15 protein-coding genes are annotated in these 19,634 nt (G+C 54.0%); 2 read left to right on the forward strand and 13 right to left on the reverse strand.

What is annotated here, in order from left to right:
* Positions 1-32 precede the first annotated feature (32 nt).
* From nagE (KCG48_RS07615) to KCG48_RS07640, 6 genes are all read right to left on the reverse strand, one after another.
* On the reverse strand, positions 33-1,514 hold the full coding sequence (nagE, locus tag KCG48_RS07615) for an N-acetylglucosamine-specific PTS transporter subunit IIBC (protein WP_211801028.1): 1,482 nt from the start codon (positions 1,512-1,514) through the stop codon (positions 33-35).
* Complete coding sequence (locus tag KCG48_RS07620; RefSeq protein ID WP_211801029.1) at positions 1,514-2,341, reverse strand: PRD domain-containing protein; 828 nt, start codon at positions 2,339-2,341, stop codon at positions 1,514-1,516. The genes nagE (KCG48_RS07615) and KCG48_RS07620 overlap by 1 nt, the downstream gene beginning before the upstream one ends.
* A 156-nt stretch (positions 2,342-2,497) precedes the next feature.
* Positions 2,498-3,937: an N-acetylglucosamine-specific PTS transporter subunit IIBC gene (nagE, locus tag KCG48_RS07625; protein ID WP_211801030.1), complete on the reverse strand. Its 1,440-nt coding sequence runs from the start codon at positions 3,935-3,937 to the stop codon at positions 2,498-2,500.
* Positions 3,938-4,272: 335 nt separating this feature from the next.
* Positions 4,273-4,836, reverse strand: coding sequence for a LemA family protein (locus tag KCG48_RS07630; protein WP_211801031.1), 564 nt, complete (start codon positions 4,834-4,836; stop codon positions 4,273-4,275).
* Between the two features lie 47 nt (positions 4,837-4,883).
* Positions 4,884-6,782 (reverse strand): DUF2207 domain-containing protein, encoded by a 1,899-nt coding sequence (locus KCG48_RS07635; RefSeq protein ID WP_211801032.1) that lies wholly within the window; start codon positions 6,780-6,782, stop codon positions 4,884-4,886.
* 173 nt (positions 6,783-6,955) lie between these two features.
* On the reverse strand, positions 6,956-8,137 hold the full coding sequence (locus tag KCG48_RS07640) for an MFS transporter (protein WP_211801033.1): 1,182 nt from the start codon (positions 8,135-8,137) through the stop codon (positions 6,956-6,958).
* A gap of 274 nt (positions 8,138-8,411) precedes the next feature.
* On the opposite strand from KCG48_RS07640, the gene KCG48_RS07645 reads away from it, so the two are divergent.
* Positions 8,412-10,010: a peptide chain release factor 3 gene (locus KCG48_RS07645; RefSeq protein ID WP_211801034.1), complete on the forward strand. Its 1,599-nt coding sequence runs from the start codon at positions 8,412-8,414 to the stop codon at positions 10,008-10,010.
* Positions 10,011-10,059: 49 nt separating this feature from the next.
* Here the strand turns inward: KCG48_RS07645 and KCG48_RS07650 are convergent, their stop codons facing one another.
* The 4 genes from KCG48_RS07650 to KCG48_RS07665 form a co-directional block, all read right to left on the reverse strand.
* The gene (locus tag KCG48_RS07650) at positions 10,060-10,545 is read right to left on the reverse strand and encodes a pyridoxamine 5'-phosphate oxidase family protein (RefSeq protein ID WP_211801035.1); all 486 of its coding nucleotides are present in this window, start codon (positions 10,543-10,545) and stop codon (positions 10,060-10,062) included.
* A gap of 2 nt (positions 10,546-10,547) precedes the next feature.
* A complete protein-coding gene (locus tag KCG48_RS07655; RefSeq protein ID WP_211801037.1) occupies positions 10,548-10,787 on the reverse strand; it encodes a DUF2164 family protein in 240 nt (79 codons plus the stop codon).
* A 74-nt stretch (positions 10,788-10,861) separates the two neighbouring features.
* Complete coding sequence (locus tag KCG48_RS07660; RefSeq protein WP_211801039.1) at positions 10,862-11,356, reverse strand: hypothetical protein; 495 nt, start codon at positions 11,354-11,356, stop codon at positions 10,862-10,864.
* Between the two features lie 85 nt (positions 11,357-11,441).
* Positions 11,442-12,737 (reverse strand): M18 family aminopeptidase, encoded by a 1,296-nt coding sequence (locus tag KCG48_RS07665; protein ID WP_211801042.1) that lies wholly within the window; start codon positions 12,735-12,737, stop codon positions 11,442-11,444.
* Positions 12,738-12,840: 103 nt separating this feature from the next.
* Between KCG48_RS07665 and KCG48_RS07670 the strand changes: the two genes are divergently transcribed.
* The gene (locus tag KCG48_RS07670) at positions 12,841-14,016 is read left to right on the forward strand and encodes a cation diffusion facilitator family transporter (protein WP_211801043.1); all 1,176 of its coding nucleotides are present in this window, start codon (positions 12,841-12,843) and stop codon (positions 14,014-14,016) included.
* Positions 14,017-14,087: 71 nt separating this feature from the next.
* Here the strand turns inward: KCG48_RS07670 and KCG48_RS07675 are convergent, their stop codons facing one another.
* The 3 genes from KCG48_RS07675 to KCG48_RS07685 form a co-directional block, all read right to left on the reverse strand.
* A complete protein-coding gene (locus KCG48_RS07675) occupies positions 14,088-16,205 on the reverse strand; it encodes a HelD family protein (protein WP_211801044.1) in 2,118 nt (705 codons plus the stop codon).
* Between the two features lie 67 nt (positions 16,206-16,272).
* The gene (gene ftsH, locus KCG48_RS07680) at positions 16,273-18,288 is read right to left on the reverse strand and encodes an ATP-dependent zinc metalloprotease FtsH (RefSeq protein WP_230977050.1); all 2,016 of its coding nucleotides are present in this window, start codon (positions 18,286-18,288) and stop codon (positions 16,273-16,275) included.
* 10 nt (positions 18,289-18,298) lie between these two features.
* The gene (locus tag KCG48_RS07685) at positions 18,299-19,594 is read right to left on the reverse strand and encodes a Sapep family Mn(2+)-dependent dipeptidase (RefSeq protein ID WP_211801045.1); all 1,296 of its coding nucleotides are present in this window, start codon (positions 19,592-19,594) and stop codon (positions 18,299-18,301) included.
* Positions 19,595-19,634 lie beyond the last annotated feature (40 nt).

The following is a 19,634-nucleotide window of genomic DNA, read 5'->3' on the forward strand; positions in this document are numbered from 1 at the left end:
GGGTTTCCCGCCATGGGAAACCCTTTTTCATGCTATCCTTTTCCATGAATGAGCTTTTGCATCTCATCGAGAATATAAGCCACCTGGGGGCCAATGATAATTTGCAGACCGGGCTCCATCTCTCGGATGCCCAGAACCCCCATCTCCGTGATCCGTTTCGTATGGACCAATCGGGAGTCTTTCACCTCCAGCCGAAGACGGGTGATGCAGCAGTCCAAAGAGACGATATTTTCCGCGCCGCCACAAGCCTTCAGCAGATTCTTTGCAAAGCGCCGGTAGTTGGTGGTGTAGAGATTTTCTGCAGCAGACGTGTCCACTTCCCGTCGTTTCTCCCGGCCAGGCGTTAGGATATTGAACTTCCGGATGGCTGCGGTGAACAGTAAGAAGTAGGTGAAGAAGAGGACGATTCCCAGCACCAGAAGCATGGGCAAATTTTTGGCAAAGGGCATGCGGATGCTGAGGAAGAAGTCCGTGAACCCTGCACTGAAGCCAAACCCTGCAATCCACTGGAATTTTGCACTGAGATAGAGGGAAAGACCCGTGAGTGCTGCATGGAGCACATAGAGCGGTGGGGCCGCAAACATGAAGGAGAACTCCAAGGGTTCTGTGATTCCCGTAAAGAAAGAGGCAAAGGCCGAGGTCAGCATAAAGGACCGGGTCTGCTTCTTCTTGCCGGGATAGGCCGCATGGGCCATGGCCAGGGCAGCTCCGGGAAGTCCGAACATCATGACGGGAAAAAATCCCGCCTGATACCGGCCGGTGACCCCGTAGGTTCCCTGGGAGGACCAGAAGTTCCCGATATCATTAATTCCAATGACATCGAACCAAAATACGGAGTTCAACGGGTGATGAAGCCCCAAAGGGAGGAGCAGACGGTTCATGAACCCATAGATCCCGGCGCCCAGAGCGCCCAGATTGCTGATCCCTTTCCCGAAGTCCACGAGGCTGTTGTAGAGTATGGGCCAAAGGGCATAGAGTCCCATGCTGATGGGCACCGCCAGAAGAGCGCTGACCAGGGGCACGGACCGCTTGCCGCCAAAAAAAGAAAATCCCGTGGGGAGCTGCAACTGATGAAAGCGGTTATAGGTCTTCGCCGCCACCAGCCCCGAAAGAATCCCCGTGAACTGGTTGCCGATATAACTAAAGGCCGGATCCACCCGTTCCAGGGCTTTCCCTTGGAACTGGGCCACAGACTCCGGGGAAAGCATTCGAGTGATGACCAGATAAGCCAGAATGCCCGCCATGGCGGCAGCCCCATCCCGCTCCCGGGCCATGCCCAAGGCCACGCCCGCGGCAAAAAGGATGGGGATGTTATCAAGAATAATCATGCCCACGGCCGTAAGCAAGGCTGAAAGAAAGGATCCCCTCCCCCAGCCAAAGGAATCCATCCAGTGCCCAATTCCCACCATGATTCCCGCGGCAGGAAGCACAGAAATAGGAAACATCAGCGCTTTACCCAAGCGCTGACTGAAGGCAAAGGTTCGGTTTTTCAATTTAACCAGCCGGATTTCCATCAGCTGATCGCCTTATTGATATGAACCATGAGATATACCGCTTCCTGCTGGGTCAGCTCATGGCTGAAGTTTTCCGTCATGAATGCGGAGATCTTCTTGATCACCGTCTTAAACCGCTTGTTCTTCCGCATGAACAGGTCATAAAACTCCTCCACCTGATCTTCCGTGGTGGGCTGTTTGAGCAGGATCCGCTTCGCCAGAAACTTCAGGTGGGAGTTCAGCCGGGCCGCAGCAATTTCATCCTCGGAAAAGTCCAGGTCAAAGACTTCCTCAATGATGTTCACCACGCCGTTGGTGAACTGGAAAATCCGGGTGATGCTTTCCTTGTTTTCCCCCAGGGAGGCGTTGACAATGTGCATGGTGATATATCCCGCTTCATGCTCCGAAAGCCTCACTCCTGTGGCCTTTTCAATTTCATCCAGCCCCTCCATGCCCAAGACAAACTCTTCCTGATACAGGCTCTTGATTTCGTGAAGCATGAGGTTCGGGATCTCAATCCCGTTTTTCTTCCGTTCCACGGCATAGGTAATATGGTCGATCATGCCCACCAGGGCATTGAGAGTCATGGAGATGCCCAGCTCATCCTTGGCTCGCTGCCGGATTCTTTCGGTGGCATTGATGAGCTCTACCGGGGTGTCTTTCAAGAGGCGGTAGAAGCGTTCCTTCCCTTCTTCCATGACCTCATACACCTTTTCGATGCGCTGCTCCTCCACCAGATCTCCCGGTTTTTTCTGAAACCCCAGACCTGAACCGGTGAGGATCAGTTCCTGGCCCAGATCGCTCAAGGCGGCGATGATATTGTTGTTGAATACCTTGATGATCTTCACGGTGAACCTCCTTCTCCCCTTTTGCTGTTCTTTCTTCATTATAGATTGAATTTTTGAATTTTCCTAGAAAAAACACTCATTTTCAAGGGGACGTGGAAAGGGCTGCGCTGAACCCTTCGGCTCACCGCAGCCCTGTGACTGTTTATGGGAATTGGATTACAGCAGTTTCTTCATCTCGTCAGCGACAAACTGAACCTGGGGTCCCACAACCACCTGGACGTTGGTCTTGGAGGGACGGATGATGCCTGCTATGCCGGCTTTCTTGATCTGTCCTTCATTAACCAGAAGGTTGTCTTTTACTTCCAGACGAAGTCGGGTGACACAGTAATCCAGGGAAGCGACGTTTTCTTTTCCGCCCAGTCCTTCCAGAATGGTGGAAGCCATGACGGCAAAGTTCGCGTTCTTACCCAGGACTACGCCCTCGCCTTCCACGGATTCATCATCTTCGCGGCCAGGAGTCTTCAGGTTCAGCTTCACGATGAGGAAGCGGAACAGGAAGTAGTAGATCACCGCCATGACCAGACCCAGGGGGATCAGCATGAGGATGTTGACGGCCAGAGGCATGTTCAAGCTCAGAATATAGTCAATGAGACCTGCGCTGAAGCCAAAGCCCGCAATCCACTGGAACTGGGCAGCCAGGAACACGGAAATACCCGTGAGCACGGCATGGACCAGGTAGAGTCCAGGAGCCAGGAAGACAAAGGCGAATTCCATGGGTTCCGTAACGCCAGTGAAGAAGGAAGAGAAAGCAGCGGCCATGAGAAGACCTGCCGCAACCTTCTTCTTGTTGTCCTTGGCAGTGTGGTACATGGCCAAGGCCGCAGCAGGAAGACCAAACATCATGACGGGGAAGAATCCAGCCTGATAACGTCCCACGACACCGGGAACGCCTTCACTGGCCCAGAACTTACCGATGTCGTTGATGCCGATGGCGTCAAACCAGAAGACGGAGTTCAGTGCATGATGAAGTCCCGTGGGGATGAGGAGCCTATTCAGGAATCCGTAGATACCGGCACCCACAGCGCCCATGGAGGAGATGGTGGTTCCGAAAGCCACGAGTCCGGAGTAAACCACCGGCCATACAAAGAAGAGCACAGCGGAAACCAGCAGCATGGCGAAGGAGGTCATGATGGGCACCAGACGCTTGCCGCTGAAGAAGGACAGTGCTGGAGTCAGCTGAACATGGGAGAAACGGTTGTACATGGAAGCAGCCACCAGACCGGAGATAATTCCGACGAACTGGTTGGAAATCTTTCCGAAGGCAGCATTGACTTCTTCCGCAGGAACGGAGGTCAGCTGAGCCACGGTTCCCGTGGATAGAAGCTTCGTTACCACCAGGAAGGCCACAAGACCAGCCAGGGCGGCCGAACCATCTTTATCCTTGGACATGCCCAGGGCAACACCCACGGCAAACAGGATGGACATATTATCAATAATTGCACCACCGGCACTGATCAGGAAAGCGGCAATGGGGCTTCCGCCACCCCAACCTGCGGGGTCGATGGCATAGCCGATACCCATAAGAATCGAGGCGACAGGCAGGACGGCGACGGGCAGCATGAGCGATCTGCCGAGTTTTTGCAGATACTTCATCATAATGATTTCTCCTCCTTTAGGATAAATTAGAATAAGAGCCATCCACGTTTTATCCTCTCCGCCAGGCAAAACCGGCCAGATAAAGAAAAAAAAGACCAAAGAAACCAAGCAACCCCTGTTGCATGAAATCTTGGTCTTGCCTGCCGAACAGTAACAATCCGTGTATTTGTTTACATCTTATCTCATTAGCAATTTTCTGTCAACAATCTCCAATGAAAAAACTTCCTGCGGGTGTCTCGTGAGTCTCGGGTATCCCGATTCCCTCATCCTCATGGCAAAAACCCAAGAAAAAGCTGAAGCTGCAAGGATCTTGCAGCTCCAACGAAAAGATCGGTTTAGAATTGAACCTTCGGTACAGCCCGATCGGCTTCGGAAGCCTCAAACAAGGGCTCCTCATGGAATCCAAACATTCCCGCCAGAATATTCTTGGGGAAGATCTGGATATCCGTGTTGTACTTCATGGTGGTGTCATTGTAGAACTGTCGGGAATAGCGGATTTTCTCCTCCGCATCCTTCAGTTCCGCCTGCAGGGAAAGGAAATTCTGATTGGCTTTCAGTTCCGGATAAGCTTCCACGGTGACCAAAAGTCTGCTGATGGCGGAAGAAAGTTCGGCATCAGCCTTGGCTGTGGCTTCCACACCCTTGGCATTGAGCACCTGGCTGCGGGCGCGGGTGACGTTCTCAAACACTTCTTTTTCGTGGGTGGCATAGCCCTTCACGGTCTCCACCAGGTTGGGGATCAGGTCTGCACGATTTTTCAGCTGAACTTCAATCTGTGCCCAGGCATTCTTCACCCGGTTGCGTAAGACCACCAGGCCATTGTAGACCGAAATGGCAAAAATCACCAAAAGTACGATAACCCCAAGGACAACAAGTAAAACAATCGTTCCAGTAGGCATATTCATCTTCCTTTCTCATCTATATTTGATCGAATAAACAACATGGATTAGAAGGCACCGCCGCCTCCGCCGCCTCCGCCGCCTCCGGAGCTTCCTCCAGAGAAACCTCCGCCGAAACCGGAACCGGAAGACTTGGCCGAGTTGGCGATCTGCGCCGCATTCACCGCAGAGCTGACTTTGCTCATGGTGTTGTTAAAGGCATGATTCATGATGTAGATGTTGTTGAAGCTGCGGTATCCGCCCATATAGGTCAGATCCGGATTGGAGAGATCCGCCTCGGAGAAGACCTTGGGCAGCTGCTCAATGACCTGGTCCGCCACGCCCAAAGCGGTGGCATAGACCAAATAGTGCTCCCAAATGACAATGGAGGGGATTTCTGCCTCCTTCAGGTTGGAAAAATCCAGAAGGAACTTCTTGAAGGCTTTCCACATGGCGGTATGCTCCGTCCCTTTTCGGGAGAGCTTGCGTACAAAGTTCAGCCCCATGAGGGTAATGAGCATCAGGAAGCCCAGACCGGCAATGAGGAAGGCCAGGACGGAGCCCAGAAGAACTCCGGTGATCACGCCGGCGCCCATGAAGAGGATCGCCACCACAATGAAGGGTGCTGCCCCCTGAAGGTTATTGGCCATGAAGAAGCCCTGGGTTTCGGCCACGTCTTTGACTTTGACTTTGAAGTACTCATAGTCATTCTGGAACTGGAGTGCCGCTTTTTTCTTTTTCACGATGGTTTCCAGATCATCCAGAATGAGTCCCTGGCCGCCGCCGATGTCATCCAGAAACCATTCCGCCAGGAACCGTTCATGGGGCATGAGTGATGACAGTTTCTCCTTGTTCAGCCACTGAAGCTGAACCGAATCTTCCTCTTTCCGGAAGATCTTCCCGCTTTCCACTGTGATCGGGGTCAGGCTGATGACTTTTTTCCGAGCCAAATCCATGAGGGTGGCCATGATGTCGTCATCCTTTGTCCGCCCTTTACTGAGCAGATAGCTCATGACGGCGGGGGTATAGTCCTCGGGCAGTTCCCGGTAATAGTCCCCCATGAACTCGGGTTTCAGCTCCTTGCTGAACTTCCGAACCATGGCAAGGAGGCTCAGGAGGGCTGCGGCGATACCTCCGGCGAATACCGGTAGAAGATCCTGCCGAAGTTTTTCTCTTTTCAGGCGGGCTTCTTCGGCCTTTTGGGCCTCTTCGCGCGCCTTGTTGGCTTCATCGGCCAGTCTTTGCTCGTTGGCCAGGATACTCTGGAGCTCATCCCGGGCAAACACATTGGTGGAAGAAGGGAGAAGCGCCGGCGGGAAAATCACCAGGGTCTCCACAAAAACTCCATTCACAGAAGGCACCGTAAAGGTAAAGGTGCGGTCATCCACGATGGTGCTGGTTCCCGTCAGGGGACCATGGGCGAACACCTTCAGCTGATCCTTGGTGGCTCCCGCGGGAATGGTGATGGTAATGTTGATGTTATTCAGCGGAACATCCCAACCGGTGTCGATGATCTTCCGATTGAAGATGCCGATGTCATTGTACTTTTCCGCCACATTTTTCAAGGTGTATCGGTAAACAAAGGTTTTTTTCACCTGATCGGACCGTTCATAGACTTTCAGTTTCACCAGGCTTCCTTCGTTACTCCGCTCATAAGTCTGGGCTCCTCCGGTCACATCCTCCTTGAACTCCCGCAGCGAGGAACCTTCCTGGACAAAAACTGCAAGATCCGCTAACCCGCTGGTTCGCGAATAATCGATGTCCCGGAGAACGCCGTTGAATCCTCCCTGAAAGTCATAGGTGATCCGTTCCACCACCTGGGCATCACCGTTTCCCTGAAGATCCACGGTGAGATTAAAATCCGTGATCTCATAGTACCCGCTGGACGCCGACACCCGAAGGCCCGGCGCGAGGAACACCATGAGGAGCAGCCCAAGAAGCAGTATTCCAAATCCTTTCCGTCGCATTTTCATCTCTCCTTGCTGTACATTGCATGGCTCCCTGACCTGGCTTAAACTTTACCAAAGCCCTGATCATCTGAGGATCCATGTCAACTTCAGACTCCGCCATTTTATTGTGTTTCCATTATACTCTTATTTGTATATCAATAAGTTATCGAAAGATTAATATTTCATTAATATTATCTGCCCTCACGAAGGGATTCACTTCCCTCTCCTTTTTTCCGGAGAAACAGCTGAAGTATCAACGCAGAAAGGAGGGATAACCCGGCTCCATAATAGAAAGGCGCGGAAGCGCCAAAGTAGTTCCAAAGAAGTCCGGCCACAGCGCTGGCCGGAAAAAGAGCCAACCCCACCAGCATGCCGTGGGCCCCCAGCATGGTGCCCTTGAGATCCGGCGGAGCGATCTCAGCGATGAAGGCCCGTTCCACCCCCGCCGTCATGGCGGTGTAGACCCCGTAAAGCACAAAGAGTCCGGTAAGAACCCCGGGCTGGGTTGCCCGGGCAAAGCCCAGGTACACTAAAGAGAAGACGCCGTAGCCTGCCACAAGAACTCGCTTTCTCCCCACCCGATCCGAACGCTTCCCCAAAGGAATGGAGAGAAGGGCCGCCGTGAGATTATAGAGAAAATAGAGGAGAATCACTGAACGGTCCGTAAATCCCGCCGCTTTGGCCTTCAGGAGCAAAAATCCGTTGGAGGAGTTCCCCAGGGTAAAGAGAAACGCCACTGCCAAGTAGAGCTTCAGCTGGCCGTCCAGTTCCCCCATGCGTTTCCAGAAGGGTTCCCGTTTCCTCGCCTCACCATGGTCCTTCTTTTCTTTCACCCACCCAAAGAGGAGCAGTCCCAGCACCGCCGGAATCAACGACAGGCGAAAAATAGCCCGGTACTGTCCTGTGCCCGCCTGGCCCAGGAGAAGATAAGCCAAAAGGATCCCCAAGGCAGACCCCGCCATATCCAGGGCTTTGTGAACCCCAAAGGCGTGACCCAGTCGGCCTTCTTCCGCACTCTCACTGACCATGACATCCCGGGGGGCCGTTCGGATGCCTTTGCCCACCCGGTCAATGACCCGGGCGGCCAAGACACCTGCCCAGGATCCCGCCACCAAAAGGGCGATTTTGTACATCAGCCCCGTGGAGTACCCCAAAAAGGCCACGCGCTTCTTATGGCGGTACTTGTCCGTCACATACCCGCTGAACACTTTAAGAAGACTGGCCAGACTCTCCGCCAGGCCCTCGATGAGTCCCACCAGAGCGGGGGTGGCGCCAAAGGCCGAGGTTAGATACAGCGGAATCAATGGATAGACCATTTCCGCACTGATGTCCGAGAAAAAACTGATGAGTCCCAGGAGCAGAATATTTACCATGCTTATCACCTCATAAAATCATCATAGCACTGATTTGCTCGGTTCTCCCCCCCCCTTCAACATTTTTGCCCCGTCCCGCGGCGAACTTTTCCTTTGCCGTGGAAGCTGTTCATCAGTGAAACCTCGGACAATTCTTCTGGTATCTTTCCATGGGATGACGTATAATATATAATTGGCCTAAAAGAACATCGACCGGATCACGGCCCCAAGGGATCCGGCAATTTTTGATCCCGTGCCCGTCACAGGATCGTGATCAAATGAATGGAGGATTCCTATGGAAGACTTAAGAAAAGAAATTGAAAGAAGACGAACCTTCGCCATCATATCCCACCCGGATGCCGGTAAGACCACCCTCACGGAAAAGCTTTTGCTCTACGGAGGCGCCATTCGCCTGGCCGGATCGGTCAAATCCCGAAAATCCGCCAAGTATGCCGTGTCCGACTGGATGGAGATCGAAAAACAGCGTGGAATTTCGGTGACCTCCTCTGTCATGCAGTTCAACTATGACGGCTACTGCATCAATATCCTGGATACCCCGGGACACCAGGACTTCTCTGAAGACACCTATCGCACCCTCATGGCTGCGGACTCCGCCGTCATGGTGGTGGATGCCGCCAAGGGGGTGGAGGACCAGACCCGAAAACTCTTCCATGTGTGCTCTCTGCGAAACATTCCCATCTTCACCATCGTGAACAAAATGGACCGGGAAGCCCGGGATCCCTTCGAGCTCATGGATGAAATCCAGAACGAGCTGGGGATCAAAACCTACCCCATGAACTGGCCCATCGGCTCCGGAAAAGAGTTCAAGGGTGTCTATGAGCGGCATAGCCAGAGCATCCAGGTCTTCTCCTCGGAAGGCACCCACGGCTCCACCGCCGTGAGCTCCGTCAAAGGCTCCGTGGATGACCAGGTCTTCATGGACCTTTTAGGCGCGCCCCTCCACGAAAAGCTCATGGAAGACATTGAGCTCCTGGATATTGCCGGGGATGAGTTTGATCTGGCCAAAGTACGCACCGGGCAGCTCAGCCCTGTATTTTTCGCCTCCGCCCTCACCAACTTCGGTGTGGAGCCCTTCCTGAAATCCTTCCTGGAGCTCACCTCCTCTCCCCTGCCGCGGATGACCGCCGAAGGCGAGGAAGTGGATGTCTTCACCGAGGATTTCTCGGCCTTCGTCTTCAAGATCCAGGCCAACATGAACCCCCAGCACCGGGACCGCATCGCCTTTATCCGAATCTGCTCCGGCAAGTTCAAGAAAGGCATGGAAGTCTTCCACTATCAGGGAAAAAACCGCATTAAGCTTTCCCAGCCCCAGCAGTTTTTGGCCCAGGACCGGGAAATGGTGGAAGAGGCCTACGCCGGCGACATCATCGGCGTCTTCGATCCAGGTATCTACGCCATCGGGGATACCCTGTGCCCGCCGTCCCACAAGTTCCGCTTTGAAGGCATCCCTACCTTTGCTCCGGAGCATTTTGCCCGGGTGAAGCCCGTGGACACCATCAAGCGCAAGCAGTTCGTCAAGGGCGTCACCCAGGTGGCCCAGGAAGGGGCCATCCAAGTCTACAAGGAACTGCACATCGGCATGGAGGAAATCATCGTGGGTGTCGTGGGCACCCTGCAGATGGACGTGCTGGAGTTCCGCCTGAAGAATGAGTACGGCGTGGACATTAAGATCGATCACCTGCCCTACCGTTTTGTCCGCTGGATCGAAAACGAGGAGCTGAATCCCGATGATCTCAATATCACCTCCGATACCCGGCTGGTGAAGGACATGCGGGACCGCAACATCCTCCTCTTCCAGAACGACTGGGGCATCAGCTGGGCGCTTAGCCACAACAAGACCCTGGTTCTCAGTGACGTGGGAAAAGTCGAATAGAACGAGTAAAGCTCCCGGAAGAAATTCTTCCGGGAGCTCTTTGTTTGCGTTAATCCTCTTTCTCGGGAGGAGCTTTCCGTTCCTTCCCCGTCACCTGGAGCAGGTCCATCCGATACACCAGGGTCGCCTTCTCCGCCCGGAGAAGGTACTCTTCTCCAGTTTTTCGATGTTCTGGCGAATACTTCGCGAGCAGTCTCCTCAGGGCCTGCTTCTTTTCCTCCCCCTCCACCACCGATACATGCCCAACGCCGATGACGCTTTGATACGCGGTGCTGAAGAGCTCGGGCAGCACCTTCGTTCCCGTGACCACGGTGAAGGAGGCCCGGGGATCCTGTCGAAGTTCTTCCACCTTCTCCCCTTCCCGGGCCGAATGGAAATACAGCCTTCCTTCGTCATAAACGTAGCTTAAGGGAAGGGTCCGGGGATAGCCGTCCTCGCCCAGAAAGCCCAGAACGCCATATTCTCCTCGTTTCAGGATTTCTTCCTGGGTTTCTTTATCCATGGCCCGCTCCGCCCTTCGCAGGGGTCTGTTCATGGCTACACCTCCGGTTTCTGGAGCGCCATCATGTCCTCCAGACGGTCTTCCAGATAGCGGTAAGCATCCTGGATTCCCGCATTGTAAAGGGCCGGTCCCAGGGTCTCCAGAAAGAAATCCAGAAGCAGCCCTGCGGCCAGATCGCCCAGAAACTCTTCCCGTTCTTCTTCAAAGTAGGCCTTGATGCGAGCGATGATCTCTTCCCGCTGCAGCTTGTCCAGTTTCAGTTCATGGCTTCTCATGGGGATCCTCCTTACGGTTACTCCATTTTCGGGATAGAAGAAAGGGCCGGAAATTTCCGGGCCCCTTTTCCTTCTTAGCGCCGTACGGCATCCAGCACCGTGGAGGAATCAAATCCTTTGGCTCCATTGATGGTGGTGCTCTGTCCGTCATACAGGGTCACGGTTTTCTGCCCCGTAAAGCTGATGACGATGCGGTAGAGCCCCTTCAGCGCCGCATGATCCGGCCGGTAATTGTAGATGCTGTGGGTGATTCTGGTGGTTTCAAAGACCAGAAGATCCTCAAAACTCTTGTAGGGGTCTGGGGATGTGCCTGGATCCACGGTGATGCGGATCTCATTGCCCTTCACCTCGGCGGTCTCCAGCTTCCCCTTCTCGGCATAGAAGGCCTCCAGCACGGGGCGAACCCCCTCCAGATAGGTCTTCAGTTCTTCGTTGTCCGCAGCGCCTTCCTGGGCGGTTTCCACGTAGCCGCTGATGTCTTTGGGTACCCCCAGATATTGACAGCCGGCCATCCCCACGGCCATGACTGCCACAAGAAGAAGGCCTGTAAGCTTTCCTATTTTCTTCAAATCCTTCACCTCAAATTTCAATCTCTGCTTTTCATTGTAAAGAGTTGTGCCATCCCGGGGATGACAAAAAAACTACATTACCATCTTAGTCCAGATTGAAATAGACCTCAAGGACTTTGGTCAAATAAAAGTGATCCCGAACGCCGCCCAGTTCTCGGACGGAATGCATGCCCAGGATGGCATTGCCCACATCCACGGTGCGGATGGGCAGATGGGTGGAGCTGATGGGTCCGATGGTGGAGCCTCCGGGCAGATCGCTGCGGTTTACAAAATACTGGAAGGGCACTTCAGCCTTGCGGCAAAGTCCGCTGAATACGCTGAGGGAATCCCCGTCGGAGGTGTAGCGCTGATTGGCGGAGAGCTTCATCACCGGTCCCTGGTTGATGACGGGACGGTTGGTGGGATCATGCATCTCGCTGAAATTGGGGTGAACACTGTGGGCCAGGTCCGCAGAGATCATGAAGGAATGCTCCAGATTCTGGAGGAAACCTGCCCGATTTCCGCCCAGAGCATAGTACACCCGTTCCAGCAGATCCCGAAGAAGCGTGGAGTCCGCCCCCTGCTTGGAGGCACTACCGCATTCCTCATTGTCAAAGAACGCGCAGACATTGATTCCGCTGAAGGATTCCGCCTTCTTAGCCGCGGTGAGAATGCTGTGCACCATGCTGAGGTTGTCCTGCCGCTTGGAGGAGATGAACTCCTCCTGAAGGCCCACCAGGGAGCCCTTCTCCGTTTCATAGGCAAAGAGGTCAAAATCCAGAATGGTATCCGGATCCACGGAGAGTTCTGCTGCCAGAAGATGAAGAAGGAAATTCTCCTTGGTTTCCTCTTTGCCCAGCATGGTTACCACGGGCAGCACATGCTTCTGCTTGTGAACCTCCACGCCCTCATTGACCTTCCGGTTCATGTGGATGGCTAAAGACGGGATATAGAGAATGTGCTTTTTCAGGTCCACAATTCTCGAAAGGGGCTGAAGCAGGGACTCCCCCTTCAGCATCACCCGGCCTGCCAAAGACAGGGGCCGGTCAAACCAGGAGGACAGAATGGGGCCTCCATAGGTTTCCACATTGAGCTTCAGGAATCCGTCCTGGAGCATTTCTGCTCCGGGCTTCACCCGGAATCCCGGGGAATCCGTATGGGCTCCTGCCAGTTTGAATCCCTTGGTCAGGGGGTCTTTTCCCACCTGAATCATAAAGAGGGAGGAATCGTTTTTCGTGTAGAAGAGCTTTTCGCCTTCTCCAATGGTCCAGGCCTCCTGGCCCTTTAGCTCCCGGTATCCTAAAGTCAGGAGATCCTCGCGCATCACGGCCACGGCATTGTACGCCGTGGAAGACTCATGCAGAAAGTCGAGAAGCTCCAGTGCTAAATATTTCTCATCCATAGTATCCTCCTGAAATGTCGTTTAGGTTTATTTTAACATGTCTTGTGCTATAATTGTATCTATTACCTCCGGCCTGCGGCCGGTGATCCACAAGGAGTCTGCCATGATTAACATGATTATCCGAAAAATAACCCAGGGACGGGATCTTCAGCTGGCCCGGGAGCGGGAGCGTATTGGAAGCCTCACCGGGTTCATGGGCATTCTCATGAACTTCTTCCTTTTTGCCGTGAAAGGGCTTTTGGGCATGGCCACGGGAAGTATCTCCCTCATCGCCGATGCCTTCAACAACCTGACGGACACGGCGTCCTCGGTTATCACCATCATTGGCTTTAAGATGGCCGGCAAGGAGCCGGATCAGGAGCATCCCTACGGCCATGGACGCATCGAGTACCTCACGGGACTTACCATCTCCATCCTGGTCATTGTGGTGGGCTACCAGTTTGTGGTATCTTCCATCGACCGCATTAAAAATCCGGCGAAGGTCACCGTCACCACCGTGGCACTGGTCATTATTTTTCTCTCCATTTCCGTGAAGATCTTCATCCATCTTCTCAATAAGCGGCTGGGAGAGAAAATCATGTCAGGTACTCTTTTGGCCACAGCCCAGGACGCCCTTGGCGACATCCTCACCACCTCCGTGGTGCTCCTCGGCCTCTTTGTGAGCCGTCTCACCACCTTCCCCGTGGATGGTTTCGTCGGTGTGGCCATCGCCCTCTACATCATCTATTCGGGGATCCGGCTTTCCCTGGAGACCATCGGGCCTCTTCTGGGGGAAAAACCCGAAGATGACCTGGCCAACGCCATCAAGGAGAAAATCCTCTCCTACCCCCTCATCACCGGCGTCCATGACCTCCATATCCATTCCTATGGTCCCTCCACCACCATGGCCACCATCGATGCGGAGATCCCCTATGATCTTACGCTGGTGGAAGCCCATAATCTGGTGGACCGCATCGAACGCCATGTCCGGGAGGATCTGGGCATCCAGCTGGTCATCCATATGGACCCCTTCAACGACAAGGATGAGCGCTATCTGGAAGTGAAGCGCATCGTGGGAGAAATGGTGGAGGAAATGGATCATGTCCTGTCCTTCCATGATTTCCGCTACACGGGACGCTCGGAAAAAGAACTGCTCATTCTGGAAATCGTCGTGGACAGCAAGCACACCACGGAAAAAGAACGGGAAGAGATTCGAAAAACGTTGGAAGCCAAGCTTAAAGACCGTTTCCGCACAGCCAAGATCCTCATCACCGTGGATTTGGATGTCGCCATCTTATAACTCAATTTCAAGAGGCCGTTTCCGGGGATGATCCTGGAAACGGCCTCTTTTATGCTGTCTTCTCTTATCGCTTAATAGAAATGGAGATCCCGGAAGGTAATCCGGGTGAGCTCATGGAGAGCCCGGGTGGCCATGATGTAGTGAATGAGGGACTCTTCGGCATCACCCGAAGCTTTTTCCGCCATGATCACCCCGTCAAATTCCAGCCCCTTGGCAAAATAGGCAGGCATAATGTAGAGGTCACCCTTGAGGAGCGCATCCTCGGAGTCGATGAGCTTTACATTGATCTTTTTGCGCAGCAGCCGGTGCAGCTGCCGGGTGGTTTCCATATCCCGGGTGAGAATCCCCACGGTATCCAGGTTATCCCGACGGTAATTTTCCACCGTCTGGGCAATAAGGTCCACGGCGGCATCCAGATCCACCTCCAGATGCTCCGTCACCGGTTTTCCGTTTCGCACCAGGGGCACGATCTTGTTTTCCTTCAGGAAACGATTGGCGAAGTCCATGATCTCAAAGGTGGAGCGGTAGCTCCGGGTCAGGTGGTAAGGACGCACCTGGTCAAAGACGCTGCTCAGATCCTTCATGGGGCTTTCGCCGGCCAGAATCATCTGGTTGACATCGCCCACGATGGTCATGGAGGTGCAGCCGGTGATTTCCTTCAGGGCCTTGAAGTGGAGCAGGGAGTATTCCTGGGCTTCATCCAGCACCAGGTGCTGCACCGTAAAGGGCAGCTTCACCCCATGGAGCCGATGCTTGAGGTAGAGCATGGGGGCGATATCCGCCTCCGTGAGAAAATCAAAGGTTTTAAAGGGAACATAAGCGTTGAAGTAGTCGCCTTGGGCAAATTCCCGGAAAGTGTCTCTTGCCAGGCTCACCTGGGCCATGAGTCGGCGAATGTCCGTACGGCGCATGTTTCGCCACTCACTGGTATCCTCGCCGGATGCCTTCATCTTCTTTCGAAGTTCTTCATATTTCTTGTCGATGGCAAGTCTTTTCACATCACGGGCATCCTTGAGCCGCTTCGCCAGCATGCGCTTCAGACGCTCTGCCCGCTTGAAGAAAGGCATATGCTTGAAATCCCGAAGCAGGATCCGCTCCATTTCCTCGGCATCCATGAGGACCACCTCCTGGAACCGGATCTCCCGGAACTCAAAATAGGTCCTTTCGGTGATGTCCACCTGCTGCTCCAGGGCTTCCTGGAAAGCGGCACTGCGTTTCTTTCGGGTGTCTTCCATGAGCTCCTCATCGCCGGAGATGAGGGCCTCGGTATAGTCCTCGCCCATGAAGATGGGGCCATGATAATTTAGAAGGCTTAAAGCCAGGTCCTTGAAGGTGTTGTTGTGGACACCTCCCTCTCCGAGGGACGGCAGAACCTGGGCGATGTAGTCCATGAACATGTTGTTGGGACCCAGAATGAGGACCTTGTTCTCCAAAAGCTTACGATGGTTGTAAAGAAGATAGGCGGTGCGATGGAGCGCAATGGAGGTTTTTCCGCTGCCGGCCACGCCATTGACCACCACAACCCCTTCTCGACGGTCGCGGATAATCTTGTCCTGCTCCTCCTGGATGGTCATGATGATGTCCTTCAGCTTCTTTCCCACGTTGGAGGAGAGCACTTCCAGCAAAATCTCATCCCGGACATCGGACTCGGTGTCAAAGACCCCGTGGAGCTCAGCGTCACGAATAAGAAACTGACGCCGCTTCGTGATGTCCACTTCCACATCCCCCAAAGGGGCCTGATACTTGTCCCGGCCCAGGGATCCCTTGTAGAAGAGGGAGGCGATGGGGGCCCGCCAGTCGATGATGAGGGGGTCATAGGATTCTTCATCCACCAGACCATATTTGCCGATGTAGATCCCCTCTTCTTCTGCTCCCTTTTCCCGAAACAGCACTTTGCCAAAGTAAGGGGTTCCTGCCAGCTCCGTCAGCTCGGTGAGGCGCTTTTCCACGGACTTGAAGGATTCCTCCTGAACGTAACGTTCATGGTCAAAGTAGTCGATCTGTTTGTCCTCATCGCTGCGGTACTCATCCAGCTGTCCTTTGCGGTACTCGATGATCTCATCGTAAACCTGACGTTTTTTCTGGGTATTGCGAAGGATTTCCTCCTGAATATAGCCAATAACCCGAGCCAAATAAGCTTCTTCCAGCACCAGTTCGTTCTGGGGCAGTTCTAAATTAAATTCTTTCATTTTTCCTCCAAAGGGATAGCCGCAATCCTCACGATTACGGCTATCCTGCTGATCTAGTCGGTCAGTCCTATTCGTTTTTCTCTTCCGTTGGTTCCGAAGTTTCCCCTTGGGGTTCCTCTTCCGAAACCGCAGGCTGAACCTCCGGTTCTTCGGTGATGATCTCTTCCAGGGCGGAATGTTCATTTTCCTCCTGGGCCAGAGCCTTCTCCTCCCGGGCTTTCAGTTCGGCTTTGGTGAGTCCGAAATCCGGTCCCTTAAACTCCCGAACCACGGCCATGAATTCCTGACCCGTGATGGTTTCCTTCTCCAGAAGGATCTCCGCCAGCTGAGTCATGAGTTCGCGGTTTTCCAGCAGGATGGTTTTTGCGCGGGCATGGCATTCCTTGATGATCTTCAGGGTTTCCTCGTCCACCAGGGCTGCGGTGCGGTCGCTGACGTTCATGACGGTGCGGCCGTCCAGGTACTGATTGCGCACGGACTCGGCAGCCATCATGTCGAAGGTGTCGCTCATGCCGTAGAGCGTAATCATGCGGCGGGCAAGATTGGTCGCCCGTTCGATATCATTGGAAGCACCGGTGGTGATGGAGTCGAACTCCACTTCTTCTGCCGAACGTCCGCCAAAGAGGATGCTGATTTCCTGCAGCATTTCTTCCTTGCTCATGAGGTATTTGTCATCCTCCGGCACCTGCATGGTGTACCCTAAGGAACCCATGGTGCGGGGAATGATGGTGATCTTTAGCACTGGATCGGTATTTTTCTGCATGGCGGCCACTAAGGCATGGCCGATTTCATGGAAAGCCACGATCCGCTTTTCCTTCGGCGACATGATCCGGTCTTTTTTCTGCTGACCGGCGATGACCACTTCAATGGACTCCTGCAGGTCTTCCTGCTTCACAAACTGACGGCCGTTTTTCACCGCCCGCAGTGCGGCCTCATTGATGATGTTGGCCAGATCCGCACCGACGGCGCCGGGGGTTCCCTTGGCGATATCCAAAAGATCCACATCGTCACCCATCTTCACGTCTTTGGAATGAACTTTAAGAATCGCTTCCCGGCCCTTCAGATCAGGCGCGTCCACGATGATGCGGCGGTCGAACCGGCCTGGTCGAAGCAGAGCCTTGTCCAGCACTTCCGGTCGGTTGGTGGCCGCCAGAATGACGATTCCCTTGGAGGAATCAAAGCCGTCCATTTCCGCCAGGAGCTGATTCAGGGTCTGTTCCCGCTCGTCATTGCCGCCGTATCCGCCCGTTTCGCGGGATTTGCCGATGGCGTCGATCTCATCGATGAAGATGATGCAGGGGGCTTTGGCCATGGCTTCCTTGAAGAGGTCCCGGACACGGGCAGCGCCCATGCCGACGAACATCTCCACGAAGGCGGAGCCGGAGAGGGAGAAGAACGGCACCTTGGCCTCACCGGCCACAGCCTTGGCCAAGAGGGTTTTTCCGGTACCCGGAGGGCCCACCAGCAGTGCACCCTTGGGCAGTTTGGCGCCGATGCTCACATATTTTTTCGGATTGTGGAGGAAATCCACAATCTCGATGAGGGATTCCTTGGCTTCTTCTTGTCCGGCCACATCCTTGAAGGTGACCCCCGTATCGCTCTCATAGAGCTTGGCCGTGTTCTTGCCAAAGGACATCATGCCGCCACCACGCTTGTCCATGGACTTCATGATGTAGTTGCCCAAAAAGAGCAGCAGCCCCAAGGGAAGAATCCAGGACACGAGAAGGGACAGGATGGGGTTAGCCACTTGCACCGTGGCCACTTCAAAGGGGATTTCCTTTTCCAGGATCAGCTTGTGGATATCCTGATCGTTGCTGAGCTGCCCCGTATAGAGGGTAAATCCGGCCAGTTCGTCTCCCGATTTCATGGAGTACTCAAACTTGCGCTGGGATTCATCCAAGCGGATCTTTGCCACTCGGCCTTCTTCGATGGCGTTGGTAAACTGATTGTATGTCTGTTCCTTGTTTCTCAGGTCATCCGCAAAGATATTGAACACTGTGACCATGACGAGCACACTGAGAAAATAGATAATATAAAATTTGATATTCTTATTTTTCCCAGGCTTGTTGTTATTGCTGTTCATCGACTGCCTCCTATTTTGCCAGTTCTACCATGGCATTGGCATATATTCTCGCACAGGTCATGAGATCCTCAAGGAGGATATACTCATCCACCTGATGAATGGTATCGGGTCTGCCTGGAAGCTGCGGTCCGAAGGCGACGATGTTCTTCATCATCTTGGCGTAGGTCCCTCCCCCGATGGCTAACGGCGGACGCTGATCTCTCGTTTCCCGGGTGTAGACGTCCATGAGTTTGACCACCAGATCCGCATCCTGCGGATAGTAGAGAGGAGCATCGTGCTGCAGGATCTCCATCTGGAATCCCTGGGATTCGAAAATGGTTTTGATGTTGTCTGTCACGTCATTCATCTTGTAGGTCACCGGATAGCGGATGTTGATCTCCGCGGCCAGCACATCCTCTTGCAGGGCGATCTTCCCGAGATTCAGCACCAGTTTTCCGGAGGCTTCGTCTTCCAAAGCGATGCCCATGGCATGACCATCCAGGTCTTGGCAAAGATTGTACCAAAGGACACTTAAAGTGTTCTTAATCGGCTGAAGCTCTTCCCGGTTCACCAGATCTTCAAGCATTTTGGAAATGGCATTTTCACCCAGGTGCGGCGTGCTGCCGTGGGCGGAAACGCCTGCGAAGGTATCGGTCTTCAGGCTTTCCCCCAGTCGAAGGGTATAGGAGGCAAAATCCGGCACCATATTCACGGCCTTGCCGCCTTTCAGGGCTTTCAACGGAGACTCTTCGAGCTTCTTGCTGAGCCGAATGACAAGGATGCCTTTTTCGGCATTGATGGCGGGAAAATCCGCATCGGGGGTAAAGCCCGCCACGGGCTGCTTCTCTTGCTCCAGATACTTCTCGATGTCCGGTCCTCCCGTTTCCTCGCTGGTTCCGAAGATCAGGCGGATCCGGTGCTTCAGGGGAATCTGCAGTTCTTTGATAGCGATAAGGCCGTAAAGGGCGGCCACCATGGGTCCTTTGTCATCCATGGTTCCCCGGCCGTAGAGTTTATCCTCTGTAACTTCGCCCAAGGGATTTTTGCTCCAACCGTCACCTGCCGGGACCACATCCAGATGCCCCAGCACCGCCACATAGTCCTCCCCTTCGCCGTATTCCACCACTCCGGCATGACCATCCACATGGAAGGTCTTCAGTCCATGGCTCTTCGCCAGTTCCAGGGTCTCCTGGAGTACCTGGTGGACTTTCTCGCCGCTGGGCATTCCGGGCTTTCCTTCGGAGCGCACGGATTCCGTGGCCACCAGGCGGAGCACGTCGCGAATCATCTCTTCTTTATGCTGTTCCAAATATTGTGCAAGGGTCATGGGTTCCTCCTTCTGGAGCCGAGGCTCCTCTTTCCCGCCA

The sequence above is a fragment of the Proteiniclasticum sediminis genome (assembly GCF_018128025.1).
Lineage (GTDB): Bacteria > Bacillota > Clostridia > Clostridiales > Clostridiaceae > Proteiniclasticum > Proteiniclasticum sediminis.

Bases quoted from the DNA above. Each gene is read 5' to 3' on its own strand.
- nagE (WP_211801028.1), bottom strand. From the start codon at position 1,514: ATGGAAATCCGGCTGGTTAAATTGAAAAACCGAACCTTTGCCTTCAGT.
- nagE (WP_211801030.1), bottom strand. From the start codon at position 3,937: ATGATGAAGTATCTGCAAAAACTCGGCAGATCGCTCATGCTGCCCGTC.
- KCG48_RS07630 (WP_211801031.1), bottom strand. From the start codon at position 4,836: ATGCCTACTGGAACGATTGTTTTACTTGTTGTCCTTGGGGTTATCGTA.
- KCG48_RS07635 (WP_211801032.1), bottom strand. From the start codon at position 6,782: ATGCGACGGAAAGGATTTGGAATACTGCTTCTTGGGCTGCTCCTCATG.
- KCG48_RS07640 (WP_211801033.1), bottom strand. From the start codon at position 8,137: ATGGTAAATATTCTGCTCCTGGGACTCATCAGTTTTTTCTCGGACATC.
- KCG48_RS07645 (WP_211801034.1), top strand. From the start codon at position 8,412: ATGGAAGACTTAAGAAAAGAAATTGAAAGAAGACGAACCTTCGCCATC.
- KCG48_RS07650 (WP_211801035.1), bottom strand. From the start codon at position 10,545: ATGAACAGACCCCTGCGAAGGGCGGAGCGGGCCATGGATAAAGAAACC.
- KCG48_RS07655 (WP_211801037.1), bottom strand. From the start codon at position 10,787: ATGAGAAGCCATGAACTGAAACTGGACAAGCTGCAGCGGGAAGAGATC.
- KCG48_RS07665 (WP_211801042.1), bottom strand. From the start codon at position 12,737: ATGGATGAGAAATATTTAGCACTGGAGCTTCTCGACTTTCTGCATGAG.
- KCG48_RS07670 (WP_211801043.1), top strand. From the start codon at position 12,841: ATGATTAACATGATTATCCGAAAAATAACCCAGGGACGGGATCTTCAG.
- KCG48_RS07675 (WP_211801044.1), bottom strand. From the start codon at position 16,205: ATGAAAGAATTTAATTTAGAACTGCCCCAGAACGAACTGGTGCTGGAA.
- ftsH (WP_230977050.1), bottom strand. From the start codon at position 18,288: ATGAACAGCAATAACAACAAGCCTGGGAAAAATAAGAATATCAAATTT.
- KCG48_RS07685 (WP_211801045.1), bottom strand. From the start codon at position 19,594: ATGACCCTTGCACAATATTTGGAACAGCATAAAGAAGAGATGATTCGC.